Annotated in this window: 20 protein-coding genes; 19 read left to right on the top strand and 1 reads right to left on the bottom strand. The window is 45.1% G+C overall.

Going from position 1 to position 19689, the window contains the following annotated elements:
* Positions 1-3 precede the first annotated feature (3 nt).
* Complete coding sequence (gene coaD, locus PGY05_RS00640; RefSeq protein WP_195502716.1) at positions 4-483, top strand: pantetheine-phosphate adenylyltransferase; 480 nt, start codon at positions 4-6, stop codon at positions 481-483.
* A gap of 29 nt (positions 484-512) precedes the next feature.
* A complete protein-coding gene (locus PGY05_RS00635) occupies positions 513-1124 on the top strand; it encodes a hypothetical protein (protein WP_008370579.1) in 612 nt (203 codons plus the stop codon).
* Between the two features lie 5 nt (positions 1125-1129).
* On the opposite strand, the gene PGY05_RS00630 is transcribed toward PGY05_RS00635, so the two are convergent.
* Positions 1130-2068, bottom strand: coding sequence for a nucleoside recognition domain-containing protein (locus tag PGY05_RS00630; protein ID WP_055248825.1), 939 nt, complete (start codon positions 2066-2068; stop codon positions 1130-1132).
* An 88-nt stretch (positions 2069-2156) separates the two neighbouring features.
* Between PGY05_RS00630 and PGY05_RS00625 the strand changes: the two genes are divergently transcribed.
* The 17 genes from PGY05_RS00625 (at position 2157) to PGY05_RS00545 (ending at position 19591) form a co-directional block, all read left to right on the top strand.
* Entirely contained in the window at positions 2157-2282 is a 126-nt protein-coding gene (locus tag PGY05_RS00625; RefSeq protein ID WP_270475296.1) for a hypothetical protein, read from the top strand.
* Positions 2248-3006 (top strand): M23 family metallopeptidase, encoded by a 759-nt coding sequence (locus PGY05_RS00620; protein WP_195502738.1) that lies wholly within the window; start codon positions 2248-2250, stop codon positions 3004-3006. The genes PGY05_RS00625 and PGY05_RS00620 overlap by 35 nt, the downstream gene beginning before the upstream one ends.
* A 38-nt stretch (positions 3007-3044) precedes the next feature.
* Positions 3045-4430, top strand: coding sequence for an RsmF rRNA methyltransferase first C-terminal domain-containing protein (locus tag PGY05_RS00615; protein ID WP_117824376.1), 1386 nt, complete (start codon positions 3045-3047; stop codon positions 4428-4430).
* Complete coding sequence (locus PGY05_RS00610; protein WP_270475146.1) at positions 4427-5131, top strand: pseudouridine synthase; 705 nt, start codon at positions 4427-4429, stop codon at positions 5129-5131. The genes PGY05_RS00615 and PGY05_RS00610 overlap by 4 nt, the downstream gene beginning before the upstream one ends.
* On the top strand, positions 5125-5793 hold the full coding sequence (locus tag PGY05_RS00605; RefSeq protein ID WP_055157179.1) for an HAD family hydrolase: 669 nt from the start codon (positions 5125-5127) through the stop codon (positions 5791-5793). Before PGY05_RS00610 ends, PGY05_RS00605 begins: the two co-directional genes overlap by 7 nt.
* Positions 5793-7844, top strand: a complete 2052-nt coding sequence (locus tag PGY05_RS00600; protein WP_195479627.1) for a YgiQ family radical SAM protein — start codon at positions 5793-5795, stop codon at positions 7842-7844. Before PGY05_RS00605 ends, PGY05_RS00600 begins: the two co-directional genes overlap by 1 nt.
* Before the next feature lie 24 nt (positions 7845-7868).
* The gene (locus PGY05_RS00595) at positions 7869-8648 is read left to right on the top strand and encodes an SDR family NAD(P)-dependent oxidoreductase (protein WP_195502714.1); all 780 of its coding nucleotides are present in this window, start codon (positions 7869-7871) and stop codon (positions 8646-8648) included.
* A 12-nt stretch (positions 8649-8660) separates the two neighbouring features.
* Positions 8661-9236, top strand: coding sequence for a hypothetical protein (locus PGY05_RS00590; protein WP_055296637.1), 576 nt, complete (start codon positions 8661-8663; stop codon positions 9234-9236).
* 21 nt (positions 9237-9257) lie between these two features.
* Positions 9258-10283, top strand: coding sequence for an RluA family pseudouridine synthase (locus PGY05_RS00585; protein ID WP_195502712.1), 1026 nt, complete (start codon positions 9258-9260; stop codon positions 10281-10283).
* Positions 10256-10795, top strand: coding sequence for a Holliday junction resolvase RecU (locus PGY05_RS00580; RefSeq protein ID WP_008370565.1), 540 nt, complete (start codon positions 10256-10258; stop codon positions 10793-10795). The genes PGY05_RS00585 and PGY05_RS00580 overlap by 28 nt, the downstream gene beginning before the upstream one ends.
* A gap of 148 nt (positions 10796-10943) precedes the next feature.
* Positions 10944-12182: an ATP phosphoribosyltransferase regulatory subunit gene (gene hisZ / locus PGY05_RS00575; RefSeq protein ID WP_270475145.1), complete on the top strand. Its 1239-nt coding sequence runs from the start codon at positions 10944-10946 to the stop codon at positions 12180-12182.
* 10 nt (positions 12183-12192) lie between these two features.
* Entirely contained in the window at positions 12193-12849 is a 657-nt protein-coding gene (gene hisG, locus PGY05_RS00570) for an ATP phosphoribosyltransferase (protein WP_008370560.1), read from the top strand.
* 5 nt (positions 12850-12854) lie between these two features.
* Positions 12855-14153 carry a histidinol dehydrogenase gene (hisD, locus tag PGY05_RS00565; RefSeq protein WP_022220613.1) on the top strand — a complete coding sequence of 433 codons (1299 nt, stop codon included), beginning with the start codon at positions 12855-12857 and terminating at the stop codon, positions 14151-14153.
* A gap of 3 nt (positions 14154-14156) precedes the next feature.
* Positions 14157-14747: an imidazoleglycerol-phosphate dehydratase HisB gene (gene hisB / locus PGY05_RS00560; RefSeq protein ID WP_022220612.1), complete on the top strand. Its 591-nt coding sequence runs from the start codon at positions 14157-14159 to the stop codon at positions 14745-14747.
* Positions 14748-14769: 22 nt separating this feature from the next.
* Positions 14770-16053: a bifunctional phosphoribosyl-AMP cyclohydrolase/phosphoribosyl-ATP diphosphatase HisIE gene (gene hisIE / locus PGY05_RS00555; RefSeq protein WP_270475144.1), complete on the top strand. Its 1284-nt coding sequence runs from the start codon at positions 14770-14772 to the stop codon at positions 16051-16053.
* Between the two features lie 223 nt (positions 16054-16276).
* Positions 16277-16576, top strand: coding sequence for a hypothetical protein (locus PGY05_RS00550; protein ID WP_008370556.1), 300 nt, complete (start codon positions 16277-16279; stop codon positions 16574-16576).
* Positions 16577-16963: 387 nt separating this feature from the next.
* On the top strand, positions 16964-19591 hold the full coding sequence (locus PGY05_RS00545; protein ID WP_270475143.1) for an NlpC/P60 family protein: 2628 nt from the start codon (positions 16964-16966) through the stop codon (positions 19589-19591).
* Positions 19592-19689 lie beyond the last annotated feature (98 nt).

Genomic DNA, 19689 nt, shown 5'->3' with positions numbered 1-19689 from the left:
CTCATGATAAGAGCGATTTATCCGGGAAGCTTTGACCCGGTAACTTTCGGACATCTGGATATTATTACCCGGAGTAGTAAAATTGTAGACGAACTTATAATCGGAGTATTGATGAATAAAGCAAAAACCCCGTTGTTTTCTGTAGAAGAACGTGTTAAAATGTTAAAGGAAGTGACAAAAGATCTCGACAACGTGAAAGTAGTGCCTTTCGACGGGCTGCTTGTAGAATTTGCAAGACAGCAAAAGGCACGTCTTGTGATTCGCGGACTGCGTGCGATCACAGATTTTGAATATGAGATCCAGATGTCACAGACGAATCATAAGCTTGAACCGGAAGTAGAAACCATGTTCCTTACAACCAATCTCAAGTATTCTTACCTTAGCTCTACAATCGTAAGAGAAGTCGCAGCTTTCGGAGGGGATATTTCCCAGTTCGTGCCGGAGACTGTCGCCAAAAGTATAAAAGAAAAGATGTCACAGTAGGTCTGTGACAAGAAGGAGAGTGCAAAATTATGAGCAGCCGTATTGAGCAGATTATTGAAGAAATTGAAGAGTACATTGACAGCTGTAAGTTTCAGCCATTATCAACTACAAAGATTATCGTGAATAAAGACCAGATCGATGAACTTCTCCGTGAACTTCGTATGAAGACACCTGATGAGATCAAGCGTTATCAGAAGATCATTGCGAACAAGGATGCGATCCTTGCGGATGCACAACAGAAAGCAGAAAGCATGATTGAAGAAGCACATGCACAGACAAGTGAACTGGTAAGCGAGCATGAGATCATGCAGCAGGCATACGCACAGGCAAACGAGATCGTTATGGCAGCAACAGACCAGGCACAGCAGATTCTGGATAATGCGACTAATGATGCCAACGATATCCGTATCGGGGCAGTGCAGTATACAGATGATCTTCTTGCCAATGCTGAAAGCATCATCGGTCATACACTGAACAGTTACACAAGCAAGTATGACAGTCTGGTAACATCCCTTCAGGAATGTTATGATGTTGTCCGTAACAACCGTGCAGAACTGGAAGTTCCGGATAAGTCCTCACGCGGACTGGAAGCAGAATTCGGCGGAGAAGCCGGACAGACGGATCAGGGACAGAGGGAATAAGTTCTTTATCCGAACAATTTCATATAGCAAAAAGCGAACAGGCTGGTTACCATTGCGGTAATCAGCTTTTCTGCTATATAGCGAGGAAAAGACCAGTTCTGGGATCGGATCATGCATTTTGTCTGGAAAAGCGCGCAGACTCCTCCAAAAGAACAGTGCGCCATAACGAGAAGAAACCGCAGTTCAGAAGTAAGGTCCAGCTGACAGAGCATGCGGATTCCCCCGGTCAGTTCCACTCCGGGAAGAAGCAACAATTTCCAGAAGAAATTCTGAAAGGAAAGTTTTGCCATAAAAGAAATGAGCACTGAAAAAACGATCATATATCCGCCGATTTTCGTGATGGAATCACATGCTGACAGAATACTTTCGTCAAGAGCCTCGGAAAAAGGAAGAAATTGTCTGGGATCAGCCTGTTCTTCTACGACCGCAAAAGGATTCCGTGGCAGATACCATCTGCGGAACAAAAAGGAGCAGCACAGTGCGGCAAGGATAGGAAAAAGCAGACAGATCTGCGCCATTTCAGGCTGCTTGAGGCTCTGTACTGCCACATACCCGGTCAGAAACGCAGGACTGACATTGTTACAGAAGGAAAGCAGATATTCTCCTTCAGCAGAAGAAATTTCCCCTTTATCAGTCAGGTCAGAGCAGGATTTTGCCCCTACTGGAAAGCCACAGAGAAATCCACAGACCACCGAAAAAGAAGCATTTTCAGAAATGCCAAGAAAAGGCTTCAGAATCGGAGAAAGGGTATGGTTGATCAGGGAAATGCTCTCTGTGCGGATCATAAGACCGGTTATAAGAAGAAAAGGAAAGAGCACCGGAAGCACCTGCCTATACCAGAGCAGCAGTCCGTTTGCGGCACCTGTGGCAACGGTTTCCGGGGAAAAAAGCATCAGAAGGAAAAGTCCGATCAGAAAAAACACAGACAGTTTTTTTGTTTTCATCGTGTATACCTGTCGTATTCTTTTGCAATAGTTTATGAAAAAACGCAGACAGATATACCGGGGCACATGTGCATAGAAGAGATTCAGTGTGAATAGAATAAAAGAAAAATGGAGAAATCTTGAAAAAAAGACTGGAACGCAGATCGCTTCTGCTCCTTTTTTTATTGCTGATTTTTTGCGTGGCAGCAAGCATACAGATCAACGAGAAAGCTAAAAAAAACCGGTTGAACCTAAAAACAGGAAGCACAGAAGAATTCAGAAAGCTTGGGATGAAGGAGGCGTTTTTTCAGGTTCTTGCGAAGACAGATCATGAAAAAAGAGGAAGACTTTATGCCATTTATTTTCTGGAAAACAGCCTGTTTCCACAGGATAACGAAAAAGAGCTGTTTGAAAAATGGTCGGAAAAAGAAGAGTGGAAATCTTTTGAAAAGATCTGTACAGCTCTTTGGAATGATATCCGCTATTTTCCTGTTCCGGAATCACCGAAACATCCACAGTATCAGGTATCTTTTGTGGACAGCTGGATGGGAGAGCGCACCTACGGAGGGAAAAGGGGACATGAAGGCTGTGATCTGATGGCATCGAAAGATATCCCCGGTCTCTATCCGGTTGTGAGTATGACAGATGGGGTAGTATCGGTAAGAGGCTGGCTGGAAAAGGGAGGATACAGGATCGGGATTACCGCACCGTCCGGTGCATATTTCTATTATGCACATCTGGACTCTTATGGAAGTTATCAGGAGGGGGACGAGGTGAAGGCAGGGGATATCATTGGATTTATGGGAAATACAGGATATGGTCCGGAGGGGACGAAAGGGATGTTTGCCACGCATCTGCATCTGGGGATTTATCTGTATCCGGACGGCAAAGAAACCAGTTACAATCCCTATTGGATTTTAAGACTTGCCGGGGAGAAAAAACTTTCCTGTTCTTTCTAACTATGCTATACTTAAATGATATGGAGGACGAAAGAATGATAAATTTACCAAATGAATTTGAAGAGAAGATGAAGGCACTCCTCGGAGATGAATTTGAGGATTATATAAAATGTTATGACGAGCCGAGATATTACGGACTTCGTGTGAATACGGAGAAGATTTCTGTGGAGGATTTTGTGAAGATCTGTCCGTTTGAGATCACACCGATCCCGTGGATCGACAACGGTTTTTATTATGATGGAGAAAAGATATCTCCTGCGAAGCATCCGTATTATTTTGCAGGACTTTACTACCTGCAGGAGCCGAGTGCGATGACACCGGCGAACCGTCTTCCGGTAGAACCGGGGGACCGGGTACTGGATGTCTGTGCCGCACCCGGTGGAAAGGCAACCGAGCTTGGAGCGAAGCTTCAGAACGAAGGTGTTCTGGTCGCAAATGATATCAGCAGCTCCAGAGCAAGAGGACTCTTAAAGAATCTGGAAGTTTTCGGGATCGGCAATATGCTGGTCATGAGTGAAGAACCTGGGCGACTGGAACGCTATTTCAGCGGTTATTTTGACAAGATCCTGATCGATGCGCCGTGTTCGGGGGAAGGGATGTTCCGTAAGGATAAGAAGATGGTACGCGCCTGGGAAGAACATGGACCGGAATTTTTCTCGAAGCTGCAGAGAAGCATTATCACCCAGGCGGCAAGAATGTTAAAGCCGGGTGGCATGATGCTGTATTCAACCTGTACGTTTGATCCACTGGAGAATGAGGGGACGATCGAATATCTGCTCGGTGAATATCCGGAATTCGAGATTCAGGAAATCGCAGGATATGAAGGATTTGCACCGGGCAGGCCGGAAGTAACCAAGTCAAAGGATCCGGATTTTGCTAAGACTGTCCGTATTTTTCCACATCATATGAAAGGGGAGGGACATTACCTCGCACTGCTGAAAAAGAGTGAGGATGCAATCTGCCCGTCTTCCCCGGTCGCAGAGCAGAAAGCGAAGAAAATCCCGGCAGAGCTGGAGGAATTCTTCCGTGATGTAAAGTGGGATCTAAAGCCGTGGAGACTGGATATCCATGGAGAGCGCGTGTACTATATGCCGGAGAATCTTCCGGAACTGAAAGGCGCAAGATTTTTAAGAAGCGGACTTCTCCTTGGTGAACTGAAGAAAAAGCGTTTTGAACCGAGCCAGGCACTGGCGATGAACCTGAAAATGGAAGAGTACGCGCATACTTTGAACCTGTCTTCTGATGATGACCGACTGATGCGTTATCTGAAAGGTGAGACTATCGATGTGGAGGATCTGATTCCGGCTAAGGCAAAAGGCTGGCATCTGGTCTGTACAGACGGTTTCCCGCTTGGATGGGGAAAAGTCACGAACGGAACTTTGAAGAACAAATATCTGCCTGGATGGAGGAATCAGTCTGCATGATGCGCATAGACAAATATCTTGCCGAGATGGGGCAGGGAACCAGAAGTGAAATCAAAAAGCTGATCCGCAGCGGACGTGTTATGGTTGATGGAGAGACGGTGAAAAAACCGGAACTTAAAATCGATGAGACCACACAGAAAGTAAGTCTTGACGGAAAACAGATTGGATACGCTAAAAAAGAGTATTATATGCTCCATAAACCTGCAGGTGTTATTTCCGCAACAAAAGATGACCGGGACAAGACAGTTCTGGATCTGATCACAGATAAAAAAAGAAATGATCTGTTCCCGGTAGGACGTCTGGATAAGGACACGGAAGGACTTCTTCTGATCACCAATGACGGAGAACTGGCACACCGCCTGCTTTCCCCAAAAAAGCATGTGGATAAGGTGTATTATGCGAAAGTACAGGGAAAGGTAGATGAATCTGATGTGAAAGCATTTGCAGATGGAGTGGATATCGGAGACGATACGCCGACTAAAAGCGCAGATCTTCGAATCCTAAAAAGTGAGGAAGAGTCGGAAATCGAGCTTACGATCACTGAAGGACGTTTCCATCAGGTGAAGCGGATGTTTCATGCAGTCGGCAAAGAGGTAATCTATCTGAAGCGGCTTTCTATGGGAAGCCTTGCTCTGGATAAGACACTTACAAAGGGAGAATACCGGTCACTGACCGAAGAGGAGATAAAAAAATTATGTTAGAGCATACTAAAGCTGTCATTTTTGATCTGGATGGGACTCTGGTAGATTCCATGTGGGTGTGGACAGCGATAGATGAAGATTATATCAGAAAATATCATCTGAATCCGCCGGAAGATTTTCATGAGGCAATGGAAGGGATGAGCTATACCGAGACAGCGCAGTACTTTTTGAAGATTTTTCCGGAGCTTCCGCATACTGTGGAGGAGATCAAAAAAGAATGGTATGATATGTCTGTGGATAAATATACAAAAGAGGTCACACTAAAGCCAGGGGTAAAGGAATTTCTGGAGATGCTGAAAGAGAAAGGGATCCGGACAGGAATCGCAACCAGCAATGACCGGAAACTGGTGGAAGAATTTTTAAAGGCAAGGCAGATCACCCATCTTTTCGATACGATCTGTACAAGCTGCGAAGTGAATAAAGGGAAACCGGCACCGGATGTTTATCTGAAGGCGGCTGGGCAGCTGGGTGCAGAGCCTTCTGCCTGCCTGGTATTTGAAGATGTTCCGATGGGAATCCTCGCCGGGAAAAATGCAGGAATGCGTGTGTGCGCGGTGGACGACTGGTTTTCACGCCCACAGGATGCGAAAAAGCGGGAACTTGCCGACTATTTTATTCACAGCTATGAAGACATTACCAATCAGACATACGAGGTATTATAATGAATCATGGATTTTTACCGATCAGCAGGAAAGAGATGGAAGAACGGGGGTGGAATCAGGTAGACTTTGTCTATGTAAGCGGAGATGCCTATGTAGACCACCCGTCTTTTGGACATGCGATCATCACCCGCCTTTTAGAGGCACATGGCTTCCGCGTGGGGATCATTGCACAGCCTGACTGGAAGGATAAAGAAAGTATTACAGAATTTGGAGAGCCGCGGCTTGGATTTATGGTGTCGGCGGGAAATATGGATTCCATGGTCAACCATTATTCTGTATCAAAGAAAAGACGGCAGCAGGATTCTTATACACCGGGCGGAGTGATGGGAAAGAGACCGGATTATGCAGCAGTTGTGTACGGCAATCTGATCCGTCAGACATATAAGAAGACACCAATCATTCTGGGTGGTATCGAGGCGAGTCTTAGAAGACTTGCACATTATGATTACTGGTCCAACCAGCTTAAGCGTTCCATTCTTCTGGATTCGGGTGCAGACCTGGTTTCCTATGGAATGGGCGAACGCTCGATCATTGAGATTGCAGAGGCACTGGATGCCGGACTGGATATCAAGGACATTACCTATATCGATGGAACGGTCTGCAAGGTCAAGAATCTGGACAGTGTGTATGATGCAGAGATTCTGGAACCGTATGAAGAGATGAAAAAAGATAAGCTTCTGTACGCCAAAAGCTTTTACAGACAGTACTGCAACACAGATCCATTTTCTGGAAAGCGGCTGGTTGAGCCCTATTCGGATCATCTGTATGTGGTACAGAACCCTCCGGCAAAACCGCTGACCCAGCAGGAGATGGATGATGTCTACGCACTTCCTTACATGCGGACCTATCATCCATCTTATGAGACGGCAGGTGGAGTTCCGGCAATCCGGGAGATCAAATTCAGTCTGATCAGCAACAGGGGATGTTTTGGAGGCTGCAGTTTTTGTGCACTGACATTCCATCAGGGAAGGATCATTCAGACACGAAGTAAGGAATCACTGATCGCTGAAGCAAAGACATTTCCGGAAGATCCGGAATTCAAAGGATATATTCATGATGTAGGCGGACCGACCGCGAACTTCCGTGCACCGGCATGTAAGAAACAGTTAAAATACGGGGCCTGTACGAACAAACAGTGTCTTTTTCCAAAGCCGTGTAAAAATCTGATCGCAGATCATAAAGAATACTTAAGCATTCTCAGGGATCTCAGAAAGATACCTGGAGTCAAAAAAGTATTTATCCGTTCCGGTATCCGGTTTGACTATCTGCTGGCGGATCCGGATGACACGTTTTTCAAAGAACTGTGTCAATATCATGTCAGCGGTCAGCTGAAAGTTGCACCGGAGCATGTAGCAGACCCGGTTCTTCAGATGATGGGCAAGCCGGAAAATGCAGTTTATGAACGTTTTACCCACAAATACGAAGAGATCAATAAAAGGCTTGGACTTAAACAGTACCTGGTTCCATATCTGATGTCGTCCCATCCGGGTTCTACTATGAAAGAAGCGGTAAAGCTTGCCGAATACCTGCGGGATCTCGGTTATATGCCGGAGCAGGTACAGGATTTCTACCCGACACCGTCTACGATTTCCACTTGTATGTATTATACCGGTGTAGATCCGCGGACGATGAAGCCGGTGTATGTGCCGAAGAATCCGCATGAAAAAGCAATGCAGAGAGCACTGATCCAGTACCGGAATCCGAAGAATTATGATCTGGTCATGGAGGCACTGCGAATCGCAGACCGTATGGATCTGGTAGGATTCGATGAAAAATGTCTGATCCGTCCGAGAAAACTGCATTCTGAAAAAATGCAGGAGAAGAATGGATACAGCGGAAGAAACCATGGCGGAACTCATGGCGGCACGGACCGAAAGAGCAAAAACCCGAATGGAAATAACAAAAATCCAGGAAAGACAAACGGAAATTATAAAAATTCAAATGCAGGGCATAAGAATACAAAACCTGCATTTACAGGAAACGGCAGAGGTGAGTCCTCGTTAAGACCGCAGAAAAAGAAATCCATCCGTAATGTACACAAACGGAAGTAGTCACAGGAGAAAGGAGAACCGCTTATGAAGATTGCGATTGTTACCGGGGCATCCTCCGGCATGGGAAAAGAATTTGTCAGACAGATTGAACGTTTTTACAGGGAACTGGATGAAATCTGGGTGATCGCCCGCAGTGAAAAGAAGCTGGAAGAGATTAAGAAAAGCCACAAGATCTATATCCGGATCTTTGCAGGGGACATGGAAGAGGATCTGGTATACAAGCAGGTGAAAAACCGGCTGGAGAATCAGAATCCTGATATCCGTATGCTGGTCAATGCAGCAGGATTCGGAAAGACCGGGACAGTAGAGGAGATTGCAAAGGAAGACAAGAAACTTCAGCTCCGCATGATCGACCTGAACTGCCGGGGACTGACCGAAATGACCTGTACCTGTCTGCCCTGGATGCATAAAGGAACCAGGATCATCAACCTGGCAAGCGCAGCAGCTTTTTGCCCGCAGGCAAAATTCGCAGTTTATGCAGCGACAAAGTCGTATGTACTGAGCTTTTCAAGAAGCCTTGCAGCTGAACTTAAGGAAAAAGGAATCTTCGTCACAGCGGTCTGCCCGGGACCTGTGGACACCCCGTTTTTTGAAGTGTCAGGGAAGTTGCCCGGTGGCATGAAAGAGGCTGTGATGGCAGATCCGGTACAGGTTGTAAAGCAGGCGCTCATTGATGCCAAATACAAAAAAGAGGTTTCTGTATATGGCACGGCAATGAAAGGGGCAGAAGCTGCAACCAAAGTACTTCCGCATGGAATGATCTTAAAAGCCATGTCAATGATGGAGAAAATAACGAAGGAGTAAGCGAAAGACAAGATGAAGATACAAAAAGGAGATGCAGGTTATCTGCGCAGAAGAAAACGATTATTGATACTGGAAGCTGTTGTCTCTTTTGGACTGGTTGCTGCACTGGTGATCGCCGGTTATGTGACAACAAAGACAAAGCTCAATCTGCTCACTGTAGTAGCGGTACTCGGATGTCTTCCGGCAAGCCGGATCCTGGTCAATCTGATCATGGTCATGCCGCATGATTCCATTGATGAGGCAACTGAGCTTGAAATCTCGGCTGTCACCGAAGAACTTACCGTTGCATACGATCTTGTGATCACCAGTGAGAAAAAGGCAATGCCGATAGCAGCTGTTGCAATTTACAACAATACGATCTGCGGCTATGTGCCGGTGAAAAAAGTGGATGTGGACTATGCCGCAAAGCATATCAAATCCATTATGAAGCAGAACCAGTTCGACAAGGTGGTGGTCAAGCTTTTCCATGATTATAAAGCATTTCTGACCCGCGCCGAGGGAATGAACAACATTGCTTCTGTAGAACAGCAGGATACAAGAAAACACGAAGAGATGATCAAAGGACTCCTTCTGGACATTTCACTGTAGAAGGCAGGAGGAATTAAAAGCATGCAGAAAATAACCGTTTCGTCAAATGAAGCAGGACAGCGTCTGGACAAGCTTCTTGGAAAATATTTAAGTAATGCGCCGATGAGCTTTGTTTACAAGATGCTGCGGAAAAAGAACATCAAGTTAAACGGGAAAAAAGCGCAGGGAAATGAAAAACTGACAAAAGGAGACCAGGTTGAAGTATTTCTCTCAGATGATACCTGGCAGAAATTCGCAGGGGCACCGGGAGCAGAAAAGCAGCTTCCGGCAGATCTTGCACGGGCAATGGAAAGCAGCATCCGGCTGTCGGTAATCTATGAGGATCCGGATATTTTGATCCTGAACAAACCATCAGGCATGCTTTCCCAGAAAGCAGCACCGTCTGACCTTTCCCTGAATGAATATATGATCGCTTATCTGCTGAAAAAAGGCGATCTGAAACCAGCTGAGCTTGCTACTTTCCGCCCATCTGTCTGTAACCGCCTGGATCGGAATACCAGTGGTCTTGTAACCGCAGGGAAAAGCCTTGCGGGATTACAGCAGCTCAGCGAGATTTTAAGAGACAGGACCGTGAAAAAATATTATCTCACGATCGTGGATGGGGTGATAAAAGACCGTCAGAAGATCGAAGGATATCTTCTGAAAAATGAGATGACCAATCAGGTGAAAATTCTGAAAGAAGCAAAAGGCGAGGCAAAGCCGATAGCCACAGAGTATATTCCGCTTGCGGATAATGGTCAGCAGACGATTCTGAAGGTGCATCTGATCACGGGACGGACCCATCAGATCCGTGCACATCTGTCTTCGACCGGTCATCCGATCATCGGGGATAGCAAGTATGGTAATCCAAAGGTTAATTCTATTTTCAGGAAAAAATATGCGTTAAAATATCAACTTTTACATGCATGGAAAATGCAGTTCCCGAAAAGAGAGGATGCGCTTGCAAAGGTATCGGAAAAGGAGGTTACCGCGCCTCTTCCGGAAGGATTTACAACCATCATAAAAGGAGAAGGATTAGAATGGGAACCTGGAATTCAAGAGGGCTAAGAGGTTCAACCCTGGAGGATTTTATTAACCGGACGAATGAACGCTATCAGCAGCAGGGACTGGCGCTCATTCAGAAAATCCCGACACCGATCACTCCGGTACGAATGGACAAAGATCACCGCCAGATCACGCTGGCCTATTTTGACCAGCGCAGTACGGTCGATTATATTGGAGCAGTACAGGGAATTCCCGTATGTTTTGACGCAAAAGAGTGCAGTATGGATACCTTTCCACTACACAATATCCATGAACACCAGATGAACTTTATGCGGGATTTTGAAAAACAGGATGGAATTTCCTTTTTTCTTATCTATTACAGTACAAAAAACCTGCTTTATTACATGCGTTTTGAAGAAATAGAAGTGTTTTGGGAGCGGATGAAGCAGGGCGGACGGAAAAGCGTACGCTTTGAAGAACTGGATGAGGAATATTTTATGCAGCTAAGGCAGGGCGTATTCGTTCCGTATCTGGAGATGCTCCAGAAGGATCTGGATCACCGGGAAGAAAGATAAGAAGCATGGAAAAGAGATTAGCAGGATAGAACTTCTGAGTATGCAGGCTTGACAAGCCGCGTCAAAGTTCGTATAATACAACAAGGTCACATTTTAATATGGTAACATGCTAAAGTGACAAATAAACAAAAAAGAGGAGTTACAATCTATGGAGCAGTTATTACATACACCCGAAGGGGTCCGAGACATTTATCACGAAGAATGCGCCAAAAAGCTGGCACTTCAGAACCGACTTCATAAGACTCTGCATTTGTACGGATATCATGATATCCAGACTCCTATGTATGAATATTTTGATGTATTCAGAAAAGAGATCGGAACCATTCCTTCAAGGGAATTATATAAATTTTTTGACAGAGACGGCAACACACTGGTGTTAAGACCGGATATCACTCCGCAGATCGCACGTGCGACGGCAACTTTATTTAAGGATGATGAGCTCCCGGCAAGGCTTTGTTATATGGGGAATACATTTATCAATCATTCCAGTTATCAGGGACGATTAAAGGAAAGTACCCAGATGGGCGCGGAGATGATCGGACTGGATGCGGCGGATGCTGATGCGGAGATGCTGGCACTTGTCATTGACTGCCTGAAGAATGCCGGACTGGAAGAATTTCAGATCAGTATAGGAAATGTAGACTTTTTCCAGAGTCTGATCGAGGAATCCGAGATTGATGATGAGACAGAAGAACGTCTGCGTGAGTTGATTAACAACCGGAACTTTTTCGGTGCAGATGAACTTTTAGAAGAGGCTGATGCAAAACCGGTGTCAAGAAAAGCATTTTCTGCACTTTCAGAGATGGTCGGTGGTGTGGAGATCCTGGAGGAGGCGAAAAAGGTAGCGCCAAGCAAAAAAGCGATGAAAGCAATCCGGCGTCTCGAAAAAATCTACGCGATCTTATCTGTCTACAAAATGGAACAGTATATTACGTTTGATCTGAGCATGAGCGGAATTTACGGATATTATACCGGTATTATCTTCCGGGGATACACTTTTGGGACCGGGGATGCCATTGTAAAAGGCGGACGTTATGACCACCTGGTTGAAAAGTTTGGAAAAGAAGAGCCGGCGATCGGTTTTGCGATCGTAGTAGATGAACTGATGAGCGCACTTTCCCGCCAGAAGATCCAGATCTCAAGTGGCGAGAAGAGTTCCCTGATTTTATATGATAAAGAACGGTTGAAGGATGCAATCCAGCTTGCCATGGAATTCAGAGGGAAGGACAAAAATACCCAGATCCTTCAGAAAGCATCGGATAAGTCGCTGGAATTCTATGTGGATTATGGAAAACGCAATCTTGCAGGAAGCATGCTGTATCTTCGCAGCAAAGGAGATGTGCAGATGGTGAACCTGATGACCGGCGAAGAGAAAATTGTAGGGTAGGGGTGAGACGATGAAAGACACAAGATATTTGACATTTGCGCTCTGTAAGGGGCGGCTCGCAAAACAGACACTGGAGCTTCTGGAAGAACTGGGGATCACCTGTGAGGAAATGAAAGATAAAAATTCCAGAAAGCTGATTTTTGTGAATGAAGAATTAAAACTCAAATTTTTCTTATCGAAGGGACCGGATGTACCGACCTATGTAGAATATGGTGCGGCGGACATCGGCGTGGTCGGAAAAGACACGATTCTGGAAGCGGGAAAGAAAGTACATGAGGTACTGGATCTTGGTTTTGGTAAATGCAGGATGTGCGTATGCGGACCGGCAGATGCGAAAAAATATCTGGAGAATCACGAACTGATCCGTGTGGCAACAAAATATCCGAATATTGCAAAGGATTATTTTTATAATACCAGACACCAGACGGTAGAGATTATCAAATTGAACGGTTCGATTGAACTTGCACCGATCGTTGGCCTTTCAGAGGTGATCGTGGATATCGTGGAAACCGGATCCACCCTGAAGGAGAACGGACTTGTAGTTCTCGATGAGGTTTGCCCGTTATCAGCGCGTATGATCGTAAACCCGGTCAGCATGCGTCTGGAAAATGACAGGATCAAGGAACTTCTTTATAAACTCAGAAGTATATTAAAAAGGGAGGCTTAATGCACATGAGAATACAAAAGCTGAACAGCGATACAAAGAAAAATCTGCTGGAAGATCTGCTGAAAAGAAGTCCGAACAATTATGGACAGTATGAGGCAAGCGTAAAAGAAATTTTAGATAAAGTAAAAGAAGAAAAAGATGCGGCAGTTTTTGCATACACTGCCAAATTTGATGGGGCAGAGCTTACTGCAGATACGATTGAAGTCACAGATGCAGAAATTGAAGAAGCATATGCGCAGGTTGATGATACACTTCTTACAGTCATCCGCAAAGCAAAAGACAATATCGAAAGTTATCATGCAAAACAGCGTCAGAACAGCTGGTTTGACAGTAAACCGGACGGAACCATTCTTGGGCAGAAGATCACTCCGCTTCACAGAGTCGGCGTGTATGTGCCGGGAGGAAAGGCAGTTTATCCGTCTTCGGTACTGATGAATGTGATGCCGGCAAAGGTTGCCGGTGTGGATGAGATCATCATGGTAACGCCTCCTGGAAAAAATGGAAAAGTAAGTCCGAATACACTGGTTGCAGCCAAAGAAGCCGGTGTGGATAAGATCTACAAGGTCGGCGGTGCACAGGCAATTGCAGCCCTTGCTTACGGAACAGAGAGTATCCCGAAGGTTGACAAGATCGTAGGACCTGGAAATATCTATGTAGCACTTGCAAAGAAAGCAGTTTACGGTCATGTCAGCATTGATTCCATTGCAGGACCAAGTGAAATCCTGGTTGTGGCAGATGAGACAGCTAATCCGAGATATGTTGCGGCAGACCTGCTTTCCCAGGCAGAGCATGATGAACTTGCTTCCGCAATTCTTGTTACGACAAGTGAAAAGCTGGCACATGAGGTATCCGATCAGGTAGATGGTTTCTTAAAAGAACTTTCAAGAGCAGAGATCATTTCCAAATCTCTGGATAATTACGGATATATTCTGCTTGCCGATACGATGGAAGATGTGATCGACGTGGCAAATGAGATCGCATCCGAGCATTTGGAAATCCAGACAAAAAATCCATTTGAAGTGATGACCAAGATCCGCAATGCAGGAGCTATCTTTATCGGAGAATATGCAAGCGAGCCACTGGGCGATTATTTCGCCGGACCAAACCATATCCTTCCGACCAACGGAACCGCTAAATTCTTTTCCCCGCTTTCTGTAGACGATTTCATTAAGAAATCCAGTATCATCTCTTATTCAAGAGAAGCACTGCAGAAGGTACATAAGGATATCGAAAGCTTTGCAAAAGCGGAACAGCTGACTGCGCATGCCAATTCGATCCATGTACGTTTTGAAGAGGAGGACTAAAAGATGGAGAGCAGAGTTGCATCCTGCAGTCGTGTGACAAAAGAGACACAGATCGAAATGACACTGAATCTGGACGGAACAGGAAAGACTGACATTTCTACTGGTATCGGCTTCTTTGACCATATGCTTTCCGGCTTTGCAAGACATGGACTTTTTGATCTGACTGTCAAAGTTACCGGAGACCTGGAGGTAGACAGCCACCACACGATCGAGGATACCGGAATCGTGCTGGGGCAGACCATTGCAAAAGCACTGGGAGATAAAAAAGGAATCAAGCGGTATGGACATTTTATGCTTCCGATGGATGAGGTGCTGGTGCTTTCGGCAATCGACCTTTCCGGAAGACCATATCTGAATTTTGACGCCACATTTACCTGTGACAAATTAGGAGAACTGGACACGGAGATGGTAAAAGAATTTTTCTATGCTGTTTCCTACAGCGGTGCAATGAACCTGCACCTGAAAGTCCTGGATGGCGGCAACAACCATCATATGGCAGAGGCGTTATTTAAAGCATTTGGAAAAGCGCTTGATATGGCTGTATCCGAAGAACCACGGATGAAAGAAGTGTGGTCTACAAAAGGCAGTCTGTAAAAAGATAAAAGGAGTTTCTCGTATGAGTTATAAAAGATTGATTCCCTGCATTTTTATCCTTGGAGGGAAGGCGGTAAAATGGTTTGATGACCCGACAGTTGTATCTGAAGATGTGATCGCGCTGGCAAAAGAGTACAGCGATAACGGGGCGGATGAACTTCTGGTATTTGACCTGTCAAATACGGACCAGGATCATGATGAGTCCATTGAACTGATGAAAAAGATCAACCGCGTGATTCGGATTCCGATGGTTGCCGGAGGAAATGTAAAGCGGCAGGAGGATGTCAAGAAAATCCTCTACACCGGTGCAAAGCGTGCCATGCTGAATTTTTCAAAGCCGGATTCACAGAAACTGATCGAAGAGGTGGCAAAGCGGTTTGGAAAAGAGAAGATCGCGGTGTCACTGAATGACTTTGATGCATTATTTAAGCAGCAGCATCTGATCCAGACTTATAGTAGCCAGATTGTATTTATGCACCGTCTGGATCTGAATTCCGTTGTAAATATTACGGATATTCCGTGTGTGGTTGTGACCGATACACTGGAAAAGGAAGAGCTTTTTAAGATCCTGGAATGCCCGGGTGTGAAAGGACTTTCTGGAATGTATGTGAGTCAGAGAGAAATCAATTGTGCTGATTTCAAAGAAGAGTGCAGCCAGAAAGGAATTCGTATGACATCCTTTGAGAGTCTGATGGATTTTTCCGAATTTAAATTAAATTCCGATGGATTACTTCCGGTTGTCACACAGCATTATAAGACGTCCGAAGTGCTGATGGTGGCATACATGAATCAGGAGGCATTTGAAAAAACAGTGAAAACCGGACGGATGACCTATTTCAGCCGGAGCAGACAGAGTCTCTGGACAAAAGGCGAGACATCCGGACATTTTCAGTATGTCAAATCCCTGACCATCGACTGTGACAAAGATACCCTGCTTGCAAAAGTCGATCAGGTAGGAGCGGCATGTCATACCGGCAATCCGACCTGCTTCTTCCAGCCAATCGTAGGGGATCAGTATGAAGAAATCAATACGCAGCAGGTATTTGAGAGCGTGTATCATACGATCATGGATCGCAAAGAGCATCCAAAGGAAGGATCTTACACGAACTATCTGTTTGAAAAAGGTATTGATAAAATTCTGAAGAAGGTTGGAGAAGAGGCTGCCGAGATCATCATTGCAGCGAAGAATCCGAACCCGGAAGAACTCAAATATGAGATGTGCGACTTCCTGTATCATATGATGGTGTTGATGGCAGAACGCGGGATCACCTGTGATGACATCATGGAAGAGATGGCAAAACGGTAAAAATAGCATATTTGAAAAAAAGAGGGACATATACTGAGGTAGAGGTATATGTCCTTTTTGTTTGCCTGAAATTGGGAAAGAACTTTCTGGTAAATGAAAAGAACTACCTGCCAAAGATGCGCACTCGCGCAAAGAAGAATGTTGCAAGTAACTGCGTTCGGCGTAGAATGCACCGAGGCACATTCATTTTAATTGGATGCTTTAGCAGAAGGGAGAGATTGGAATGAACGAATCACAGGAACGCCGCGAGGAGTTGCTTAGGATGTCACGTCAAAAATGGAGAAAAGGCAGTATCCCGGCGGTGCATCCAAGGTATCAGCATGTATACAGGGGATTATATGGAGAACATTCTTCAGAAGAAAATGGCGGAAGCAGTTTCTTTGCGCGGATGTTTATCAGTTTCCTTATCTTTGGGATGTTTGTGGCGGCAGATTATACAGGAGAGAAAATCTGGAAATATACGCCCTCACAGATCGTGTCACAGATTGAGTACCAACCGGATATTATGACTGGGAACTGGTAAGAGAAGATAGAAAAGCAGTTCTATGGAGGAGACGGACTCATAGAAAAAGGTGTAGAAAATAAATTCCGCAATATCGGAGAGCTTGCAAAGAAGGGAATGCGTGAAACGGATAAGACGATCATCCAGATCATAACAAGGTAACATATTGACAAAGTAATATGAACTGGAACCATAAATGTAGAAATTGTGTATTTTTACTAAAAAAACACCACATATGGTTAAATTTGTGCTATAATTAAAAATAATCAAACAAAAGATGAATGGAACTCCTAAATTTAATGTTTTATACATTTTATTAATGCAATTGTTAATGCGAAGAAGAATTTTTTGAAAACTTCAAAAATTAACATACAACTTATAGCCTATTTACGAGAGGAGGATCAATTATTGAAGTTTAGGAACAAATTTATAGCAAAAAGGATCGGGACAAAGACACTGGCAAGTCTTCTGGCATTTGGAATGGCTCTTGGTTCGCCAATGGCGGTATTTGCCGATGATGGAGAAACGGCCGTTGTGGCAGAGAATACAGTGCAGGCAAAAAAGACAGATGGATCAGAAGTATTTGTGAGTGTATCTGATTATGTACGGGGAATGATGGAAAGAGGAGCAGTCAGGCTGAATGATGAAACCGGCTATCTGGAAGATACCTCGACTGGTCAGAAAGTGGATCCGGAGACAGGAGAACGCCTGACAGAGACACCGGATGTTCCGGAGACACCAGTCATACCGGACACCCCTGGAAATCAAGAAAATCCAGAGTTACCGGGAACCCCGGAGAATCCAGAAAACCCAGAGGTTCCGGAAAAACCGGACACTCCGGAAACTCCAGAGACACCGGAAAAACCAGAAACTCCAGAAAAGCCGGACACTCCGGAAACTCCAGGGACACCGGAAAAACCAGAAACTCCAGAAAAGCCGGATACTCCGGGAACTCCAGAGACACCGGAAAAACCAGGCACTCCGGAAAATCCGGATAGCCCGGATTCCGGCAAATCCGATTCCAAAGATCCGATTCAGACACCGAATACTGATAAGGCAGATTCTTCCGAAGATCGGAAAGATACAAAGACCGACCCAATTCCGGGAAGTGAGATTGACCATACACAGGAGATCAGCAAAGCAGAAGAAGCAGCCGATCAGAACGAATCAAAAACTGCAGTCAGTAATTCTGAACTGATCAGCCGTCAGCAGATTGTGAAGCAGCCAGAGATGGTAGAGGATTTCCGTTTCTGGACTGTGGCAAGAAAATATGCATTTGCCAGAACAGCGATTAATGTACGAGAGGAAATTCCGGAAGCTGCAGATGGCAGGGCAGATACTTCCGAGGAAGCCAAAGAAGCAGAGCTTGAAGCGGCAAAAAAAGATGCAAAAGAGCTGAGAGCCGGATTTGATATAGAGAATCAAAAATACAACACGAAAAAAGTGAAACGTACAAAAACGGCAAAAGGTGTAAAAAAATCTACACAGATCAAACTGACCGGACTCAACATTTTTTCATCAGCGAAATTAAAAACAGAGGCGCCGAATCAGACCAATCTGAAAGCTGGAAAAAGAGCTGAAGCAGCAAGACAGGCTGAGAAGGATCTGCAGAAGCAGAAAGAAGAACAGGCGGCAAAAGTGACTGCTGACCTGGCAGCACAGCAGATGGAAGAAAAGGTCCGTTCGGTCGGAACGATTTCGCAGGACGGGCTTCTTTATATTTTGAAAGAAGAAGACAATGGCTGGTTGTATGTGGAATCCGGTAATGTCAGGGGATTTGTAAAGGCGTCTGAAATTTATACGGAAGATGCGGCACAGGAACTTCTGGATGTCTATCAGACACAGGCCAGGTTAAAAGCTTCCAAAGAAAACAAAGACTATACCGGAATCGAGGGAACCGCAAAGACGGCACAGGCACTGGTAGAGGCTAAAGATAATCAGGCATATACCTATCTCCGTGCGACGGTGAACCAGACGGTTGCAGATAAAGAACCGGCACTGGTAAGCGATCAGCTAGATACCGATAAAAAAGGAATCCTGAATATTCAGGAGGAGAAGAATGCGGATTCCAGAGTTGTCGGAACAATGACAGCAGGAGAGCTCTGCTACATTCTTGCAGATGAAGATTCAGACTGGGTTTATGTAGAATCCGGAGATGTCAGAGGCTTTGCGGAAAAGAAGTATTTGAAATCAGATGCTGAAACCAAAGCACAGGTGACAGAAAGAGGAGCTGATTCCTATTCGGTAGCAGATGAAAACATGGATCCGGAAGATAATAAGGCTCTTTATTATACGCTGACTTCTACAAAAGAAGGAACGCCGAGTGGTGAGATCCGCCAGTCGATGATTGAATATGCATCCCAGTTTGTCGGTAATCCTTATGTGTGGGGCGGAACCAGTCTGACAAATGGGGCGGACTGTTCCGGATTTGTACAGCAGATCTACAAGGCTTACGGATATGATCTTCCGCGTGTTGCCGAGGATCAGAGCCAGTATGGAACCAAAATTCCAGTAGAAGACGCACAGCCGGGAGACCTGATCTTCTATGCAAAGAACGGTTATGTATATCATGTTGTGATGTATGCTGGAGATGGAAAGACCATCGAAGCTGCAAATGAAGATGTTGGAATCATTTACGGAACTGTTTATAACAAAGATGCAGTATGGGCAACCCGGATCCTGGACGATCATTATACTGTTGCAGGTGGCGGAATCGGAACAGTCAATGCGACAGAAGAGATGTACGGCGCAGATCTTGGCAATTTTACGATTACATATTACTGTGCATGTGAAATCTGCTGTAACAAAGCGGACGGGATCACAGCAACCGGAACTCCGGTCATTGAGGGACAGACCATTGCGGTGGATCCGAGTGTGATCCCTTACGGAACAAAAGTCATCATCGGCGGACATATATTTACTGCTGAAGACTGTGGTGGTGCGATCAAGAAAAACCACATTGATGTCTATGTAAACAGCCATGAAGAAGCACTTGCTCTCGGCGTGACGAATGCAGAAGTATATCTGGTTAAATAAAAATTAAGCGAAGGATAATTTGTTCTTTCGGAGTTTATCTAAAACCATAAAAACAGGGAAATGTTCTGACGTAAAATATGTCAGGACATTTCCTTTTT

This window comes from Coprococcus sp. AF51-11b1 (assembly GCF_027682785.1).
GTDB classification, from domain to species: Bacteria; Bacillota; Clostridia; order Lachnospirales; family Lachnospiraceae; genus Allocoprococcus; species Allocoprococcus comes.
The sequence above is the reverse complement of the archived record's forward strand: the minus strand, read 5'-3'. Positions and strand labels throughout refer to the sequence as shown.

Excerpts from the sequence above, each read along its gene's own strand:
- PGY05_RS00590 (WP_055296637.1), top strand. The coding sequence starts at position 8,661 with ATGAAGATACAAAAAGGAGATGCAGGTTATCTGCGCAGAAGAAAACGA.
- PGY05_RS00610 (WP_270475146.1), top strand. The coding sequence starts at position 4,427 with ATGATGCGCATAGACAAATATCTTGCCGAGATGGGGCAGGGAACCAGA.
- hisG (WP_008370560.1), top strand. The coding sequence starts at position 12,193 with ATGAAAGACACAAGATATTTGACATTTGCGCTCTGTAAGGGGCGGCTC.
- hisD (WP_022220613.1), top strand. The coding sequence starts at position 12,855 with ATGAGAATACAAAAGCTGAACAGCGATACAAAGAAAAATCTGCTGGAA.
- PGY05_RS00605 (WP_055157179.1), top strand. The coding sequence starts at position 5,125 with ATGTTAGAGCATACTAAAGCTGTCATTTTTGATCTGGATGGGACTCTG.
- PGY05_RS00585 (WP_195502712.1), top strand. The coding sequence starts at position 9,258 with ATGCAGAAAATAACCGTTTCGTCAAATGAAGCAGGACAGCGTCTGGAC.
- PGY05_RS00550 (WP_008370556.1), top strand. The coding sequence starts at position 16,277 with ATGAACGAATCACAGGAACGCCGCGAGGAGTTGCTTAGGATGTCACGT.
- PGY05_RS00635 (WP_008370579.1), top strand. The coding sequence starts at position 513 with ATGAGCAGCCGTATTGAGCAGATTATTGAAGAAATTGAAGAGTACATT.
- PGY05_RS00600 (WP_195479627.1), top strand. The coding sequence starts at position 5,793 with ATGAATCATGGATTTTTACCGATCAGCAGGAAAGAGATGGAAGAACGG.
- PGY05_RS00630 (WP_055248825.1), bottom strand. The coding sequence starts at position 2,068 with ATGAAAACAAAAAAACTGTCTGTGTTTTTTCTGATCGGACTTTTCCTT.
- PGY05_RS00580 (WP_008370565.1), top strand. The coding sequence starts at position 10,256 with ATGGGAACCTGGAATTCAAGAGGGCTAAGAGGTTCAACCCTGGAGGAT.
- hisB (WP_022220612.1), top strand. The coding sequence starts at position 14,157 with ATGGAGAGCAGAGTTGCATCCTGCAGTCGTGTGACAAAAGAGACACAG.
- coaD (WP_195502716.1), top strand. The coding sequence starts at position 4 with ATGATAAGAGCGATTTATCCGGGAAGCTTTGACCCGGTAACTTTCGGA.
- hisZ (WP_270475145.1), top strand. The coding sequence starts at position 10,944 with ATGGAGCAGTTATTACATACACCCGAAGGGGTCCGAGACATTTATCAC.
- PGY05_RS00595 (WP_195502714.1), top strand. The coding sequence starts at position 7,869 with ATGAAGATTGCGATTGTTACCGGGGCATCCTCCGGCATGGGAAAAGAA.
- hisIE (WP_270475144.1), top strand. The coding sequence starts at position 14,770 with ATGAGTTATAAAAGATTGATTCCCTGCATTTTTATCCTTGGAGGGAAG.